16 protein-coding genes are annotated in these 17,932 nt (G+C 27.5%); 4 read left to right on the top strand and 12 right to left on the bottom strand.

Annotation, left to right across the window (positions count from 1 at the left end):
- Positions 1 to 89: 89 nt before the first annotated feature.
- The 10 genes from mnmE to CRV02_RS11950 all read right to left on the bottom strand — a co-directional run bounded on the left by mnmE (position 90) and on the right by CRV02_RS11950 (position 11,791).
- Complete coding sequence (gene mnmE / locus CRV02_RS11995; protein WP_129090519.1) at positions 90 to 1,430, bottom strand: tRNA uridine-5-carboxymethylaminomethyl(34) synthesis GTPase MnmE; 1,341 nt, start codon at positions 1,428 to 1,430, stop codon at positions 90 to 92.
- Positions 1,431 to 1,432: 2 nt separating this feature from the next.
- Entirely contained in the window at positions 1,433 to 2,314 is an 882-nt protein-coding gene (locus CRV02_RS11990) for a Jag N-terminal domain-containing protein (protein WP_129090518.1), read from the bottom strand.
- 9 nt (positions 2,315 to 2,323) lie between these two features.
- The gene (gene yidC / locus CRV02_RS11985) at positions 2,324 to 3,925 is read right to left on the bottom strand and encodes a membrane protein insertase YidC (protein WP_129085497.1); all 1,602 of its coding nucleotides are present in this window, start codon (positions 3,923 to 3,925) and stop codon (positions 2,324 to 2,326) included.
- 4 nt (positions 3,926 to 3,929) lie between these two features.
- Entirely contained in the window at positions 3,930 to 4,265 is a 336-nt protein-coding gene (gene yidD / locus CRV02_RS11980; RefSeq protein ID WP_129085498.1) for a membrane protein insertion efficiency factor YidD, read from the bottom strand.
- Positions 4,258 to 4,602, bottom strand: a complete 345-nt coding sequence (gene rnpA / locus CRV02_RS11975; protein WP_129085499.1) for a ribonuclease P protein component — start codon at positions 4,600 to 4,602, stop codon at positions 4,258 to 4,260. The genes yidD and rnpA overlap by 8 nt, the downstream gene beginning before the upstream one ends.
- On the bottom strand, positions 4,590 to 4,724 hold the full coding sequence (gene rpmH, locus CRV02_RS11970; protein WP_044417745.1) for a 50S ribosomal protein L34: 135 nt from the start codon (positions 4,722 to 4,724) through the stop codon (positions 4,590 to 4,592). The genes rnpA and rpmH overlap by 13 nt, the downstream gene beginning before the upstream one ends.
- Before the next feature lie 87 nt (positions 4,725 to 4,811).
- Positions 4,812 to 7,388 (bottom strand): ATP-dependent Clp protease ATP-binding subunit, encoded by a 2,577-nt coding sequence (locus CRV02_RS11965; protein ID WP_129090517.1) that lies wholly within the window; start codon positions 7,386 to 7,388, stop codon positions 4,812 to 4,814.
- 58 nt (positions 7,389 to 7,446) lie between these two features.
- On the bottom strand, positions 7,447 to 9,582 hold the full coding sequence (locus tag CRV02_RS11960) for an ATP-binding protein (protein WP_129090516.1): 2,136 nt from the start codon (positions 9,580 to 9,582) through the stop codon (positions 7,447 to 7,449).
- Complete coding sequence (locus CRV02_RS11955) at positions 9,575 to 10,681, bottom strand: ABC transporter substrate-binding protein (protein WP_129090515.1); 1,107 nt, start codon at positions 10,679 to 10,681, stop codon at positions 9,575 to 9,577. The genes CRV02_RS11960 and CRV02_RS11955 overlap by 8 nt, the downstream gene beginning before the upstream one ends.
- A 9-nt stretch (positions 10,682 to 10,690) precedes the next feature.
- On the bottom strand, positions 10,691 to 11,791 hold the full coding sequence (locus CRV02_RS11950) for an ABC transporter substrate-binding protein (protein WP_129090514.1): 1,101 nt from the start codon (positions 11,789 to 11,791) through the stop codon (positions 10,691 to 10,693).
- Between the two features lie 73 nt (positions 11,792 to 11,864).
- Here CRV02_RS11950 and CRV02_RS11945 point away from each other — a divergent pair, with 73 nt between their 5' ends.
- Positions 11,865 to 12,431 carry a ribonuclease HII gene (locus CRV02_RS11945; RefSeq protein ID WP_129085504.1) on the top strand — a complete coding sequence of 189 codons (567 nt, stop codon included), beginning with the start codon at positions 11,865 to 11,867 and terminating at the stop codon, positions 12,429 to 12,431.
- Here CRV02_RS11945 and CRV02_RS11940 read toward each other — a convergent pair.
- Positions 12,423 to 12,737 carry an MTH1187 family thiamine-binding protein gene (locus tag CRV02_RS11940; RefSeq protein ID WP_129090513.1) on the bottom strand — a complete coding sequence of 105 codons (315 nt, stop codon included), beginning with the start codon at positions 12,735 to 12,737 and terminating at the stop codon, positions 12,423 to 12,425. The genes CRV02_RS11945 and CRV02_RS11940 overlap by 9 nt on opposite strands.
- Positions 12,738 to 12,820: 83 nt before the next feature.
- Between CRV02_RS11940 and CRV02_RS11935 the strand changes: the two genes are divergently transcribed.
- The 3 genes from CRV02_RS11935 to CRV02_RS11925 all read left to right on the top strand — a co-directional run bounded on the left by CRV02_RS11935 (position 12,821) and on the right by CRV02_RS11925 (position 16,995).
- On the top strand, positions 12,821 to 14,527 hold the full coding sequence (locus CRV02_RS11935; protein WP_129090512.1) for an ankyrin repeat domain-containing protein: 1,707 nt from the start codon (positions 12,821 to 12,823) through the stop codon (positions 14,525 to 14,527).
- 123 nt (positions 14,528 to 14,650) lie between these two features.
- The gene (locus CRV02_RS11930; RefSeq protein WP_129090511.1) at positions 14,651 to 16,570 is read left to right on the top strand and encodes an ankyrin repeat domain-containing protein; all 1,920 of its coding nucleotides are present in this window, start codon (positions 14,651 to 14,653) and stop codon (positions 16,568 to 16,570) included.
- A gap of 86 nt (positions 16,571 to 16,656) precedes the next feature.
- A complete protein-coding gene (locus CRV02_RS11925; RefSeq protein WP_129085508.1) occupies positions 16,657 to 16,995 on the top strand; it encodes a hypothetical protein in 339 nt (112 codons plus the stop codon).
- Positions 16,996 to 17,016: 21 nt separating this feature from the next.
- On the opposite strand, the gene CRV02_RS11920 is transcribed toward CRV02_RS11925, so the two are convergent.
- Positions 17,017 to 17,874, bottom strand: coding sequence for a bifunctional methionine sulfoxide reductase B/A protein (locus CRV02_RS11920; RefSeq protein WP_129090510.1), 858 nt, complete (start codon positions 17,872 to 17,874; stop codon positions 17,017 to 17,019).
- Between the last annotated feature and the right edge of the window lie 58 nt (positions 17,875 to 17,932).

Genomic DNA, 17,932 nt, shown 5'->3' with positions numbered 1-17,932 from the left:
GAAATAAAAGTTTAGCTAGGAGCATACTAAAAGTATGTGACTTATAAACTTTTATAATAACGAAGAAATCATCAAAAGAAATACTTCTATTATTTTCCTAGACAGAAAGAACCAAACATAACATCAAGCATTTGGTCATGTTCATATGGTCTAGTAATATTTGAAATAGAAGCTAAAGCTTCATTTATATGGTGAGCAAAAAACTCTAGCTCTCCAGTTTCTAAAGGTAAAGAAGCTTGAATGATATGAGAATATGTATTTTCCACTTCATCTACTTGTCTTTTCGAAACTAAAGTCATATCATCACTATGAGTATTAGAATCTAAAATAAGTTCAATTTTTTGTATTAAAGGAGTAATAGTCTCTTTAGTACTTAAACTAACAAAGTTTTCTAACTTATCTTTTTCAAACTTATTTTCTAAATCACATTTATTTAAAACTGTAATTATCTCTTTGTGAGAATTATCTTCTAAAATATTTAAAATCTTTCTATCTTCATCATCTAAAGACTTACTATTATCAAAAAGTGCGATTACAATATCAGCTTCATTAACTGCTTCAATAGATTTTTCAATACCTATCTTTTCAATTACATCATCAGCTTCTCTAATACCAGCAGTATCAACTATTTTGATTATATGAGTTCCAATCTTTACAGACTCTTCAATAGTATCTCTAGTAGTTCCTGCTATATCAGAAATAATAGCTCTATCAAAATTTAAAAGTTTGTTTAAAAGTGAAGATTTTCCAACATTTGGTTTTCCAACAATAGCTACTTTAAAACCTTCAATAAGACCTTCTCTTCTTTTACTTGCATCAAGAGTATTTGATAGTTTTTCTTTTATTTTATCTAGCTTATTTTGAATCTGCTCAAAAATATCACTTGGTAAATCCTCTTCAGCATAATCAATATTTACTTCTGTATATGCAAGCATAAATAGTAAGTCTTCTCTAATATCATTTACAAAGTTTGTTAACTCACCCTTTAGCTGTTTTGCTAAAAGTTTAACTGCATCTTCACTTCTTGCTTCAATAATCTTAGCAATAGCTTCTGCTTTTGTAAGGTCAATCTTTCCATTTAAAAAAGCTCTTTTTGAAAACTCACCTGGATTTGCAAGTCTTGCACCACATTTAAGAACTTCTTGCATAATAATATTAGAAATAGCAATTCCACCATGACACTGAAACTCTACTACATCTTCACCAGTAAAAGAGTAAGGATTTTTAAAATATATTAAAAGTGCTTCATCTATGATTTCATCATTTGAGTTGTAAATAGTTCCAAGAGTTGCTACTCTTGGTTTTAGTTCTTTTTTCTTTGAAAGTTTTAAAGCAATTGAAAGAGCATCTTTACCACTAACTCTTACAATAGAGATTGAGCCTACGCCATTTGCAGTTGCAATGGCTACAATTGTATTTTCATCTAACAATTTTATTGCTCTTTGCTTCTGTACTCATTTACAAGTACGTATTTATCTCCTCTGATATTTGTTTTAACAGCTACATATTTATCAGGGAATTCTTCTCTTAGTTTTTTAAGTGCAATATGCACTAAAATACCATCAAGTGGTTTTGTTTTATAAGAACCTTTTTCTTTGATTATTTCAATTACAGGCTCTAGGTATGTATGAATTGCAGCTTCTTGATTTTTTAAGAATTCTGCAACTTCAAGTCTTAGCATAAGTCCATATTTCTCATTAATCCAGTTGAATAAAATATATGATAAAGCTTTATATCTATAGCCTTCTTTACCAATAAGTAAAGCAGAATCAGCTCCTGTAAACTCTATATAAAGTGTACTTTCATCATAAAACTCTACTTTGATATTATCAATTTCATAACAAGTATCTGCGAAAAGTAAATTAAGTCCATCTTTAACTTCATCTAAAACTTCTTGTGATTCTTTTTTTACAATAATTTTAGACATTTCGTTTTGTTTTTCTGATTCGCTATAGAAGTTGTCAAAAATCTTCTCTTTTGAATCAACATTAGGAACATCGTTTAATTTCTTTTCAGTTTTTTTAATATTTGAAGCTTTTTGTTCATTATCGCTTCTATTTGAGTCTTCTATTTTTTTAGAAACATCTTCAATTTTGATATCTTTTTTTCTAAATCTTTGTTCTTTTTGTCTTCTATTATCTCTTTTTCTTCTTCTTGAAGTTGCAGTGATAATAGCAGTTTTTTTACCAAAGCCAAGGAAACCTTTACTTGGCTGTTGGATAATATCAATATCTAAATCTGTTATAGAACATTCAAATTCTGATGTTGCAAGCTCGTAAGCTTCTTCTAAACATTTAGCTTCAAATTTTTTCATTATAGACTCCTATTTTTTAGCAGCTCTTTTTTTCTCAAACAGTTGATTAATGTAGTATTGCTGAGCAATTGTAAATACATTATTTACGAACCAGTATAGAGTTAAACCAGCTGGGAACCATAAGAAGAAGAATGTAAAGATGATTGGTAACATTTGGAAAATCTTCTTTTGCATCTCATCTTGCATAGTATTTGGAGTAATTCTTTGTTGTAACCACATAGAAGCACCCATTAAAATTGGTAATACAAAATATGGATCCATTTCTGCTAAATCTTGTACCCAGAAAATCCACTCAGCACCTTTTAATTCAATTGCATTTAAAAGTACTCTATAGATTGCGAAGAATACAGGGATTTGTAAGATTAATGGTAAACAACCACCCATTGGGTTTGCATTGTGCTTTTTATAAAGCTCCATCATGTGCATAGATTGTTTTTGTTTGTCATCTTTATATTTTTGTTGGATCTCTTTCATCTTAGGAGCTAAATCTTTTAGCTTGTTCATAGATACCATACCTTTGTATGATAATGGATATAAAACAAGTTTAATTAAGATTGTTAAAATAACAATAGTCCAACCCCAGTTTCCAACATATGATTGAATAAATTGAAGTAATGTAAACATTGGTTTTGCAATAAATGTAAACCAACCATACTCAATTACGTCTGTTAGTTCTGGATGTAATGCTTTTAAGTCATTGAAGTTTTTAGGTCCCATATATCCAGAGAAAGAAGTCTTTTCAGTAACATGAACAAAACCTTGTGGGTTACTGTTATTATCTGGCATTAAAGATACTTGTAAAGAGTTATCAAAGTTATAAATAACTGTTGCATAGTATCTATCAAAGTTAGAAACAAATTTGATTCCAGTATAAGATTTAACTTTATCTAAATCTTCATCTGAAGTTAATTCCATTGTTCCATCATTAAGTTTTAAATATAAACCATGGTCAGCATACATATCTGCTAAAACATTTGGTCTAAATCCATTTGTAATAAAGTATTGTTCTTTTTTATCTGTTGAGATATCTAAATCATAGTGTCCATTTGGATAAACAGTAAAGTTTTTAGTTAAAGTAATACCTGATAGTTTTTGAACAAGTGTAAATTTTTGAGCTTCTGTACTTGCATCAACATTTGTTGCAGTAGTTTCATAACTTACTTTGAAAGCTTCGTCATTAATATCAGTATTTGCAAATCTAACTTCTAATGGTCTTAATTGATCAGCTTCAAAAAGTTTGATTTGATCACCATTTTCATCTTTATATTTTGCATCTAATAAAGTTACTTGCGCTACTCTACCTAATTTATCAATTTCAATAATATTTCTATTAGTTTTAATAGTTGTTAAAATATTTGAAGAACCAATTGCTTTTGTTGATAAAGCTTGAATTGACTTATTCATGTCATCTTGTGATTGTCCAGCTGGTGCATTTGCAACATTTGCTACATCTGGAGCACTATTTTGTTTTTGTTCTTTTGCAATTTGTTCTTGTTTTGCCTTTTCTTCTTGTTGAGGCTTTAATACTAAAAATTCATAAGCGATAAAAAATGCAAACACTACAAGTGTCATTATTAGCATTCTTTTTTGCATACCATTATTATTGTTCATACTGTTATTCACCATTATTATTTTTCCACTCCCGATTTTTTACTATGAGGTATTTATTATTGTCTACTGGAATTAGCCAATATTTAATTTTTATTTTTTTAAAATTGATATTATTATGCTTTACTATTTTTACAACTGGATAATCAAATCCACCTTCAAAAAGTTGATTGCATTTTAATATGCGTGATATTGTAAAATAAGTTGCCTTAAAAAAAGTATTGTTTTCGTATTGCCAGATGGCATAATTTGAACAAGATGGGTAATATCTACATGACCCGAAAGATATTACAGATAAATACCTTTGATAAAATTTTATCAAATACTTAAATATTTTATTCATCTGCTTTTAGTAATTGAAGTTTTTTCATAGCATACAAAAAATCTTTTTCTAGAGATTTATAATCTTTTTCAAAAACTCTCTCTTTTGCTACAAAAATATATTTACCGTTTTCTAACCTATTTTCAAACTTCAAGCAAAGTGCTCTTAGTTTTCGTTTTGCTTCACTTCTCTTTACAGCATTTCCTACTTTTTTTGAAGCAACAAATGCAAGATTTAAGTTTTCATCAGACGAAAAAAAAGCGACAAAAGTGTGCGTATGCCACTTTTTGCCGCTTTTATAAAGTCGATTAAAATCTCTTGAATTGTTAAGACGGTGCGATTTACTTAAACAGCTAATCTTTTTCTACCTTTAGCTCTTCTAGCTTTGATAACTTTTCTACCGTTTTTAGTCTTCATTCTGATTCTAAAACCATGCGTTCTTTTTCTTGGCGTGTTATGTGGTTGATATGTTCTTTTCATAATCTTATTCCTCTATTCACAAATTAAGTCGCGTATTATATTTAAACTATACTTAAATTTTGTTTAGTTTAAGTGTCTTCATAAAATTTATTTTATATTTACTACAACTTCTTCATTTACTAAATCAAACTCAACAGACGACCCTTCAGTGATTTTATCTTCTAAAATTAAATCTGCTAACTTATCCTCAACTATCTCATATATTGCTCTTTTTAACGGTCTAGCACCATATACAGGGTCAAATCCAATTTTCGCAATATGCTCTTTGGCACTAGAAGTTAATGAAATAGTGATATCTTTTTGTTCAACTTTTTTCTTAATTGAATCAAACATAATATCTACAATATTTGTAATCGCATCTAATCCTAATTGCTCAAAAATGATTATATCATCAAGTCTATTTAAAAACTCTGGTCTAAAGTGAGATTTTAGCTCATTTAGTACTTCTTTTCTTCTATTTTCTTTATTTTCAATCTCAATTATCTTTGAACTTCCTATATTTGAAGTTAAAATAATAATTGTATTTTTAAAATCAACAGTTACACCTTTGTTGTCTGTTAATCTTCCATCATCTAATACTTGTAATAAAATATTAAACACATCTGGGTGAGCTTTTTCAATCTCATCAAATAAAATTACACTATATGGTTTTCTTCTAACTGCTTCTGTTAGCTGGCCACCCTCTTCATATCCAACATAACCTGGGGCTGCACCAATAAGTCTAGATACCGCATGTTTTTCCATATATTCACTCATATCAAATCTAATAAGTGATTTTTCATCATCAAATAAAAATCTTGCAAGAGTTTTTGCACTCTCAGTTTTACCAACACCTGTTGGACCTAAGAACATAAATGAACCAATAGGTCTACTATCTTCACTTAATCCTGCTTTATTTCTTTTAATAGCTCTAGAGATTGCTTTTAAAGCTTCATCTTGCCCTATTACATCCTCTTTTAAAACTTGCTCAACTTTTAAAACTTTTTGTTTTTCCGAGTCCATCATTTTATTTACTGGAATTCCTGTCCATCTTGAAACAATACTTGCAATTGCTTCTTCATCAACTGAATTTCTTAAAAGAGTTCCCTCTTCTTGCATCTTTGCCCATTTTTCTTGATTCTCTTTTATTTTTGCTTCAAGTTGTGGAATCTCTCCATACTCAATAGAAGCTGCTTCTTCAAAGTTTGAATCTCTTTTTGCCCTTGCAGCTTTTGTTTTTAGTTCATCAATTTTTGCTTTTAATGTACTTTCAGCATTAAAAGTCTGCTTTTCATTTTCAAATCTTGTTTCTAAAGACTGTTTCTCTTCATTTAAGTTAGCTAACTCTTTTTCTATCTCTTCTAGTCTTTCACTATTTTTCTTATTTTTTTCCATCTTTAATGCTTCTTTTTCTACATTAATAGTTTGGATTTTTCTTTTGATATTTGATAAGGCAATTGGTTCAGACTCAATTTGCATCTTTAATTCTGCTGCTGCTTCATCAATTAAGTCAATTGCTTTATCTGGTAAAAACCTATCAGTAATATATCTATTAGATAATTTTGCTGCACTAACTAATGCACTATCATTTATAGTTACATTGTGGTGAGTTTCTAGCTTCTCTTTTATACCTCTTAATATTTGTAAAGCTTCATTTACACTTGGTTCATCTACATTTACAGGCTGAAATCTTCTTTGCATAGCAGCGTCTTTTTCAAAATACTTTCTATACTCTTTAAGTGTTGTTGCACCTATTGTATGAAGCTCACCTCTTGCAAGACTAGGTTTTAGGATATTTGCAGCATCCATACTTCCTTCACTTGCACCTGCACCAATAATAGTATGAATCTCATCAATGAAAAGGATTATATTTCCAGCTTTTTTAACCTCATCAATAACAGACTTTAATCTATCTTCAAATTCACCTCTATATTTTGCACCTGCAATCATTGCACTCATATCAAGAGTAATCACTTTTTTGTTTTGTAAACTTGTAGGCACATCTTTATTTACTATTCTTTGAGCAAGTCCTTCGGCAATTGCAGTTTTACCTGTTCCTGGTTCACCTAGTAAAATTGGGTTATTTTTTGTTTTTCTAATTAGAATTTGCATCATTCTATTGATTTGTTCATCTCTTCCAATTACTGGGTCAAGCTCTCCATCAATAGCTTTTTTATTTAAATTTATTCCATATTTTTCTAGGGCATCAAAGTTTTCATCAGAACTAGCACTATCTACTGTAGCTCCTGCTCTCATAGCTTCAAGCTCTTTTGCTGCTTCTCTTAAGTCAATATATTTACCTAGAACTTCTTTTAACTCTTTTGTAGCAAAGTTTGCCACAAGCCAAGTATCAATAGCAATAAACTTATCACCTTGTTTTATAGCTTGTCCTTGCGCACTCTCTAAAGAACTAGCAAAACTTCTTGAAAGTTTTATATTCTCTTTTGATATAGATGATACAGATGTTAGTTTTGCTGCATAAGACTTAGCTTCTAATTCTATTGCAACTTTATCAACATTCATTTTATTTAATAATTGATTTAAAACTGAATTAGTATTTGTTAATAAAGCCCATAGAAAGTGTATTACTTCTACTTCTTGATTTTTATTATGTAAAGCTAAAGACACTGAAGAATCAACTGTCTCAGCCATTTGGTTTGTTAGTTTTTCGAATATTTGTTTCATTTTTAGCACTCCTTTAATTCAACTGCTAATAAAATTATAGCACTTGAGTCATATTTTGTCAAGTACTATTATTTAGTGGTAATAAGATTTTAAAAGAAGCACCTTTATAGTGCTTATTATCATAGTTTATATTTATATTTTCTGCTTTTATATTTCCATGCATATGATCAGCAATAATTTGATGAGACATATATAAACCTATTCCTGTTCCTTGTGCTTTATGTTTAGTAGTAAAGTATGGTTCAAATATTTTATCAATAATATTCTCAGGAATTCCCCCTGCATTATCTTTAATCTCTAAAACATAATTATTAGCTTCAATACTCTCATTTATGTATATTACTTTATGCTCTACATTATTTGCAATAAAGGCATCTTTTGAGTTATTTATAATATTTACAAAAACTTGAATAAACTCATTTGAAAGACCTTCATATAAAAGTTCTTCTTCCAAATAGTTTTCAAATAGTTCTATTTCATGGTTTTTTAGACTTGCATCTAATAGTTTAAGTGCTCTTTTAATTATAAGCCTAGTAATAAACCTCTCTGTCTTTTTATCAGATTTAAAGAAGTTCCTAAAGTCATCAATTGTTTTTGATAAGAATTGAGTATTTTCAACAATAATATCCATGGTATCAGCAACTCTATCATTATTTAAAACACCAAACTCTTTTTCAAACTTAATTCCACTTGCACAAGTACTAATTGTATTTAAAGGTTGTCTCCATTGGTGGGCAATATTTCCAATCATCTCACCCATTGATGCCATCTTACTTTGTTGGAATAATAATTGGTCTTTTTGTTTTAGCTCTGTAATATCAATAACAGCAGTTAACCTTACATCTTCACCTTCAAACTCTAAAATCTTACCTTGAACTAAGGCTTGGAATCTTTTTCCATTTAATTTTATTAATTCAACTTCATAGGGGTCAGTGTTTTTTATTAGATTTGACTTTACTATCTTATGATAATTTTCATCTATAAAATCAAATAAAGATTTATTTATAAACTCTTTTTTACTTCTTGATTGGAATAGTTTTAAACTTACATCATTTATATCTAATATCTTTCCATCTTTAGAAAGAATAATTGACTCCATTGTAGAATTAAAAAGTCCTTTAAAACTACTTAATGATTTCTCTAAATTATCTTCTCTTTTATCAATTTCAATTTGCATTTTATTAAAACTTTCAAGAAGATTATTTAACTCTTCATAATGTAGTTCTTCTACTTTCAAATTATAATTACCATCAGAAATTCTTGATGTGATTAATTGTAAGTTATCAAAAGCTGTAAAAATTTTTTGAGAGATTCTTATTGCAAGGAAAATTGCAATAATACTAAAGAATAATACTACTAAAACAATAGAAACAATAATTGAACTTAAAGACTTTAAAATATCATCATGGCTTTGTCTAACTAAAATACTCCAACCAGTTTTTTTAACTTTGATATAAGTACCTAGTTGTTTACCCTTTTTAGTAACTCCTGTAAAAATTGCTTGTTTAAAAGGCTTTTCTTTATTTATTAAGTCAGTATAAACAGAAGAAGAACTTGCATTAAATCTTTGAAGTACATACTGCTTTGAATCAGGATTTAAAACCATAATTCCTGTTTCATCAAATATTCTTAACATATGAGAGTTATCAGTATTTTTAAATCTTTGTATGAAGTTTGACAACTCAGTTAATTTAATCATAATAACACCAATTTTATTATTCATTTTAAAACTATAAGAAATAGTTGGCTCTTCATCAACTGAAGATAAAAATACATTACTCCAGTAATATTTTCTATGATCTTTTATCTTTTTAAAATAGTTTTTGTTTGAATAATCAAAGCCTTTATAGATATTTAGATTAGATATTGCATAAAAGTCTTCGATGATTCCTTTTTCATCTAAAACTAATATAGAAGAGATGTTTTTATTTGTTTCCACAAGATTTTTAAGAACCATATGATTATTAAAATAGTTCTTAGAAATATATACTGAAATATCTTCTATATCTTGAAGTAACTGCTCAACTTCTTTACCCACTTGCTTTAAAATAAGATTTTGATTATGATTAATAATCTCCACTTTTGAATTATAAAGCTTCCATATTGTTAATATTCCAACAATTATAATTACTGAGATTGAAAATAAAACTAAAAGTTGAAGTATCTCTCTTTTTAAACTCTTTATTTTATTCATCTACTTTTACAAACTCCCCATTTTTAACTTTAAAATTATAATAACTTCTGATAACATCTCCATACTCATCAAATAAAATCTTATCTTGAACACCTTCAAACTCTTTTTGGAATAATAAGTTTCTTTTTATTTGAGTTTCATCACCCTTTTCTAATACTTCCAATAAAATTTTACCAATCTCATAAGCCTTTGAAGCATACATAGAAGGAGATATATCATACTTTCTTTTATAGTTGTGAACAAACTCTTTATAGCTTGGATTAGCAGAGTTTTCATCATAATCAATATTAAAAATAACACCCTCTGCTGCTTTACCTGCATTTTCAATAAAAGATGGTGTTCTTGCCCATTCAGATGATGCGATTTGTGTTTTGATACCTTTTAATCTAATATATTGAATAACTCTAGCAGAATCAACGGAGTTTGCACAAATAATTATTAAATCAGGATTCTTTTTTCTTATATCATTGACTAGAAAGTCTAAACTTGTGTTTGTTTTTGAATATGAAAGAAGAGGTTTTTCTCCTTTTGATACTAAACTTTTCTCAAAGTTGATTAAATAATCCTTTGCATAAGTCGCATTATAAGGGTCATATATTCCATAGACTCTCTTAAAACCGTTATTTATTACATAGTTAGTAAAAGAATCAAACCTTTGAGTATTGTTTGCAACATGAACTCTAAAAAAGTTATCATCTTTTCCTGAAAATTCATTACTAGCAGAAGATGCTGAAATCATAAACATATCATCATAGTCATTGATTATAGACATAGTAACTTTAGACATTGAACTAGTAACATTTCCTATAATGATTTTTATATCATTTCTCAAAAACTCATTGATAATATTTTTATTTAAGTCTTCATCTTGTTTATCATCTTTAAAAACAATATCTATTTTTCTTCCATTAACTTCATAGTTTACTTCTTCGAATGATAATAAAACTCCGTTTACCATTGCATTACCAAGGACAGAATATTTTCCTGTTAAAGCCCCAATAAAGCCTATCTTAACAGGTTCTTTTTCTTTATAAAACAGAAGGGAAACTATAACTACAAATATAACTATTACTAAAAATAAAATTAAAAGTTTTTTCATAATATTTCCTTATATAGGTTTATATTGACCATTTTTAACTTTCATAAGAATATAATCTCTTTTTACATCTCCATACTTATCAAACTCTATTTCACCTTGTAGTCCTTCAAACTTTTTGATACTTAAAAGTGTATCTTTAAACTCTTTTATATTTTCATTTTTCTTTAATACTTCAATTATAATTTTAGTTGTTTCATATGATTGAGAAGCAAAGACAGAAGGTTTTGTTTTATATTTTTTTTCATATTTTTTAACAAAATTTAAATATTTTTCATTCTTTGAACTATTATTATATGAAGTTAAGAAAATCATTCCTTCTACATACTTACCACCATCTTCAAGTAGTTTAGAACTTTTTGACCAACTTGAACCAATAACTGTTTTTTCAATATCACTAATTCTTAAAAACTGAACTAGTTTAGCTGTATCGATTGTATTTGCAATAATTATAATAGCATCAATATCTTCTCTTTTTTTAATATCCTCTGTAATATGTGAAAAATCTTTCGACAACGCTTTTAGTTTGACAAAGGGATTTCCCCCAAGTTTTTTAAAAGAACTCTCGAAATTACTAGCGTAACTTTCACTATAAGCACGGTTGTTAGAATCATAAATTGCATAGATACTTTTTAAGTTATTAGATAAAAGGTATTTACTTAGTTTTTCAAAACTTGCTTCTGATTGAGAAACTTGTGTTCTAAAGAAGTTATCATCTTTTTTAGAGAAAGTATTTGAACTAGCTGAGGCAGAAATTAATGTAGGCATATAATTTTCATCAAAAGACTCTAAAGCTATTTTGGTCATAGAGCTTGTTCCACTTCCTAAAATCAAGTTCACATCTTCTTTTTTAAACTCTGTAACGGCAAGCTTTGCAAAGGTAGGTCTTTGTCTATCATCTTTTGAAATAATTTTTACTTTCTTTTCATTGATTTTGAAATTTTCTTCTTCTAAGGCTAAAGTCATTCCATTTAACAAAGAGTGTCCTAAGTTTGAGTATTTTCCACTTAAACCACCTAAAAAACCTATTTTTATTTCATTATTACTAAAAAAACTAAAATATGAAAATAAACCTAAAATAATAACTGAAACTATCCCTACAACTTTATACATTACTCTTCCCACTTTTTAATAAACAATCTACTATTATACAAAAAAACATTTAATTTTTGGAGTATAGAAAAATATGTCACTTTGTGGAATAGATGAAGCTGGACGAGGTCCTATTGCAGGACCACTTGTTGTTGCTGGTGCAATTATAAATAAAGAAATAGAAGGTCTAAATGACTCAAAGCAACTTACAGAAAAAAGAAGAGAAAAGCTTTTTGATGAAATAAAACAAAACTGTTCTTATCATATTGTATTTACTGATTCTAAAACTATTGATGAAAAAGGTCTAAGTGCTTGTTTGAAAGCATCGATAAAAGAGATTATGGATAATTTAAAAGATGAAACAAGTGATTTTCTAATGGATGGAAATACCTCTTTTGGAATAGAGACTTTACAACACAAAATAAAAGCAGATGCTACAGTTCAAGAAGTAAGTGCAGCTTCTATCTTAGCAAAAGTTAGTCGAGATAGATATATGTGTGATATAGCTTCAAAATATCCAAACTACTCGTTCGAAAAACATAAAGGTTATGGAACAAAAGCTCATGTAGAAGCTATTAAAGAGTTTGGAAGATGTGAAGAACACAGATTTAGTTTCAAACTAAAAGGAGTAGATGATCAAAATCAGCCTAGCTTATTTTGATACTTCTCCTATCTTATTCTCAATAGATTGAACTTTTGTTTTCAGTCTATTGTCTTTTTCTTTTCTAATATCAAAAGTCAAAGTAGAATAAACCCTATTACAACCTAACTCTTCAAGCTTTTCATAACACTTTTGAACAATTCCTAAAGCCTCAGACATTTTATCTGTTTCTATTGTTGTTGACATAGAAGTTAACTGATAATTAAAACCAGATTCTCTAATAACTTTTATAACTTCTGAAACATATTCACTTTTACTTTCTGTTTTATCCGTTGGAAACATTGCCATACTTAACAAAACACTCATATTTTTCCTTTTAAACTGATATTTTATGACTTTTTTTAGCTATTGATTATATAATATCTATACATTAGATAAAAGAAATAACGATGCTAAAAAATATTTTTAATAAAAAACAACCTTCTTCTGAAGGTTTTAAAAATGCCTTATTTAATAAAATATTTAATCCAGATGAGATTGAATTTCATTATAGCAATAAAATTAATCTATTTAAAACTACTGAAAAAAAAGAAACATTATTACATCTTTGTGCAAAATTCGCTTATCTAGAATCTATAAAATGGCTTCTAAATAAAGGTTTAAGTCTTGAAGCTCAAACAGAAGATAAAGAGACTGTACTTTTTTATGCAGTAAAATCAAATAATCTATTAACAGTAAAATATCTAGTGGAACAAGGTGCAAATGTAAACCACAAAAACTTTTACAACCGTACACCTTTACAAGAAGCAATTCTTTTAGAAAGTAGAACATACAAATATCTACTAGAACATACAGAAGAAGTTAACAATAAAGACTTTTATGGAAATAGCATACTTTTTCATGCCGTATCAAGTAGTAATGATGAAGTTTTAGATACTGTTTTAAAAAATAAAAATGTAGATATTAACTGCATAAATAAAAATAGAGATACAGTATTAAGTTATGCTGTTAATAACTATTTAAAAGAAAAAAACTCTAACTCTGCTCTTTCTTATTTTAAGATTATTAAGAAACTATTAGATTTTAATATAGATATAAACAATCTAGATAAAAGAGAAGAAAATATACTTTTTCAAGCTATAAAAGAAGAAGACACAAAACTAATCAATCTTTTTTTAGGTATTGAAAATATAAATATTAACCAGCAAAACTATTATGGTGAAACTGTTTTAATGGAAGCTTGTTTAAAAGGTTTTAGAAATATTGAAGTTATTAAAGCTTTATTAAACTATGGGGCTGATGTTAATATTAGAGACAAAAAAAATGCAACTCTTATTGAGAAATTAATAGAATTAATTCTTCACTATAAAAACCACAAAGAAATAGATTTACATTTACTTGAGAAAAGTTCTTCTGAAAACAACTATTTTGAACTAGTAAAATACCTATTAAGAAATACAAAAATAAATCTAAATAACTTTACATCAAAATCTAAACCTATATTTTTTGATGTAATAACTCACTATAACTTTGAGCTTTTTACTCTACTTAAAGCAAATGGAATAGATTTAAACCAAAAAGATTTAAATCAAAACAGCGTGCTTTCATACTTAATTGAAAATGCTGATACTTCTACAACTCAAAAACAAAAGCTTTATTTAAAAACAATGCAAAGTTTGATAAATCTAGGAGTTAATGTAAATGCTAAAAATGATACTGGTGCAACAGTTGTTCATCAAGCTATTTTAAATAGCTCAATTCATACAGTTAAACTTTTACTTGACTCTAAACCAAACTATAGAAGTGTTGATAATAAAGGTAGAACATTTATTCATAATGTTGTATGGAGAGATTGTACAAAAACCTTTAAACTTATTCACTCTTATGATAATGAGGTTATTAATATTGCTGATAAATATGGTATTTTACCAATTAACTATGCTGTTTTTATGGGAAGATATGACTTAGTAATTAGTATGATTGAAGAGTTTGCCCATGTAAATAATACAAATAAAATTGACCCTAAAATGAAAGACTTCTTTAAAAAATTCCATAATAACTTAGATGAACTTACTAAACATGCAAAAACAAAAGTTGACTTTAAAAACTTACGAATCTTAAGTGAGAATATGAAAAAAGAGTTTTCTATTGCATAATAGCCTTTAAGACCTTTTTATAAATTTAAAAATTATTTAAATTTATAATTTTTTACTCTATTTTTTAATAATTATTTTAGCTATTAGTTATATAATACCCTTATCTATTAAAAAGTAACAACGATGCTAAAAAAAATTTTCAATAAAAAAAAGCCTTCAAAAGATGGCTTTAGGGATGCTCTACTTAACAAAGTCTTTAATCTAGATGAACTAGAATTTCATTACACAGAAAATATTAACCTTTATGAAACAAATGAAAATCAAGAAACTCTCTTACACCTTTGTGCCAAATGTGCATATCTTGAATCTATAAAATGGCTAATGGATAAAGAGTTAAGTTTAGAAGCACAAAACAAAGACAAAGAGACTGTACTTTTTTATGCAGTAAAATCAAATAATCAAGCAGTTGTGAAGTTTTTAGTTGAAAAAGGCGCAAATACTAACCATAAGAATTTTTATAATCGTACAGCTTTACAAGAAGCTATTATAGCTGGAAGTAAAACATACAAATATTTATTAAGTAAAACAGATGATATAAGAAATAAAGACTTCTATGGAAATAACCTAGTATTTGATGCAGTATCAAATGGAAGTAGTGAAATACTAGATAGTGTTTTACAAAATGAAAAAATAGATATTAACTGTGTTAATAAAAATAAAAACATAATTTTACATAAAGAAGCTGCATACAATAACTATGAACTAGCAACAAAACTTTTAGAGCATGGAGCTAATCCTACGTTAGGGGATAAAGATGGGAAAAACTTTCTATTTTATGCTGTTAATAAAGGTATTGAAAATATAAAAGTAATTGAAAAAGCTATTGAGTACGGTTGTGAAGTAAACAATAAAGACTTTGCAGGAAATACTGTATTAAACTACATTGTAAAAAACTATCTTGATGCAAAAGATAAACTTAATATAATAGAAAGCCTTACTCATTTTAAACTAATCAAAAGACTAATTAGCTTCGATATCAATGTAAACTCTTTAAATAAAGATGAAGAGACAATTCTTTTTAAAGCAATAAGAAGTGAAGATGATGAACTAATTGAATACTTTATTTCACTAGAAAAATTTAATATTAATCAAAAAAATCACTTAGGACAAACTGTATTAACAGAAGCTTGTTATAAAGGTTATCAAAATATAGAACTAATCAAAAGACTATTAGAGTTAGGAGCTGATGTAAATATCAGAGATGATGATGACTCAACTATAATTGAAAAACTAATTGAACTAATTTTACACTATAAAAATCAAAAAATAATAAGCTACTCTTTACAAGAAAAAAGTTCATATGAAAATAATTATTATGATTTATTAGAGTATTTATTAAAAAATACAAAAGTTGATTTAAAGAAATACAACTCAAAAGCAAAACCACTATTTTTTGATACAATTATTTACTATAATTTTGAACTTTTTAAACTTCTAAAAAGATATGGAATCAATATAAATCAAAAAGATTTAGAACACAAAAATATTCTATTTTACCTAATAGATAATGCAGATACGTCAAGTACACAAAAACAAAGGCTTTATTTAAAAACATTACAAAGTTTATTAAACCTTGGAGTTAATATAAATGAAAAAGATGATTTAGGTGCAACTGCATTACATAAAGCTATTTTAAACAATTGTATCTACACAACAAAACTTCTTTTAGAAGCAAAACCAAATTTTAAAAGTGTTGATAATAAAGGTAGAACTATAATTCATAATATTGTTTGGAAAGATTGTTGTAAAACATTTAAACTTGTAAACTCATATGACCAAAAAATTGTAAATATTGCAGATAACTATGGAGTTCTTCCTATTAATTATGCTGTTTTCATGGGAAAATATGATCTAGTAATTACAATGATTGACGAATATGCGCATGTAAACAATACAAATAATATTGATCCTAAAATGAAGTCTTTTTTTACAAAATTCCATAAAAATGTAATAAATTTAATAAAATACTCTAAAAGTAAAGTCGATGAAAAGAATTTAAAACTCCTAAGCGATAATATGAAAAAAGAGTTTTCAATTCAATGATTAATTTATCTATATAATATATATTTTTTAATACAAATTTACAATTTTTTTGCTAAGATAAGCAAATATTTTAAAAAGGAAGAAACATGCAATTAGAAGTATCACCTGAAGTTTTACTTTCACAATTAGGTTACTCAAAAAGTGACTCATCTCTTAAACAAGCAGAAGAAGTGATGTCACAAACAAAAGATTTTAACAAGTTTTCAAAACATTTAATTAGTTTAAATGATCATTTAAAAAAAATGAATGCATACATTGGATTATCAAACTCTACTAAATATTTAAAAATTAAATGTGATGAAAATGACGCAGATGAAATCTTAGAAGAGTTTCATGAAGAAGTAAGCCATTGGGCAAATAAATATAATGTAAACTTACAAAAACTAGATGGAAAAGAAGTTTACTATATTTTAGGTACTTTATAAAATAGAGAACTTTTCTCTATTTTATTTAAATATTTCTCTACGAGAGTGACAATAAGGAACTTTTCCTGTCTTCTCGTAGTAGTCTTGATGATAATCTTCTGCTTCATAAAATCTACTAGCTTCATGAAGTGAAGTTGCTACTTTGTAATTTAAATCCTCTAATTTATCAATTAACTCTAAAGCTGTATTTTTTTGTTTTTCATCAACATAAAAAATTGCAGATAAATATTGTGGCCCAATATCAGGACCTTGACCATTAGTTTGAGTAAAATCATGGATTTCAAAAAATAGTTTTGTTAACTCTTCAAAAGGTACTTGGCACTCATCATATTCTACTTTTACAATCTCTAAGTGACCCGTTGTACCAGTACAAACCGCAGTGTAATCAGGATTTTCTAAGTGCCCACCCATATAACCTGAAACTGCACTATGAACACCTTTTAACTTTTCAAAGTAGTATTCAACACCCCAGAAACAACCTGCTGCAAAATATGCTACGGCATGCTCTTTACAGTCACAGTTTCTACTTTCAAACTTTAAGGAAATAGAGTTTACACAGTGCCTTGTATTTTTAGCAGTAAAACCTTCTCCCTCAAAAACATGACCTAAATGTGCATCACAGTTTGCACAAACAATTTCAACTCTTCTACCATCAGCATCTAAAACTCTTTTGATAGCCCCTTTAACTTCATCGTCAAAACTTGGCCAACCACATCCTGAAGAGAATTTATCACTAGATTTATATAAAGGAGCATTACACTTTTTACACTTATAAAGCCCATCTTCATAGAAGTCATTATATTTACCACTAAAAGGTCTTTCTGTACCTTTATTTTCAATTACATATGCTTCTTCTTCAGTTAGTTCATTGTATTTCATTTTAGAACCCCATTTCTTAAATATTGGACGATTGTAGCTAAATGCAGAAAATCTTTAA

Source organism: Arcobacter sp. CECT 8989, assembly GCF_004116715.1.
In the GTDB taxonomy this organism is placed as follows: domain Bacteria; phylum Campylobacterota; class Campylobacteria; order Campylobacterales; family Arcobacteraceae; genus Halarcobacter.
This window is presented reverse-complemented; position numbering and strand designations above follow the sequence as displayed.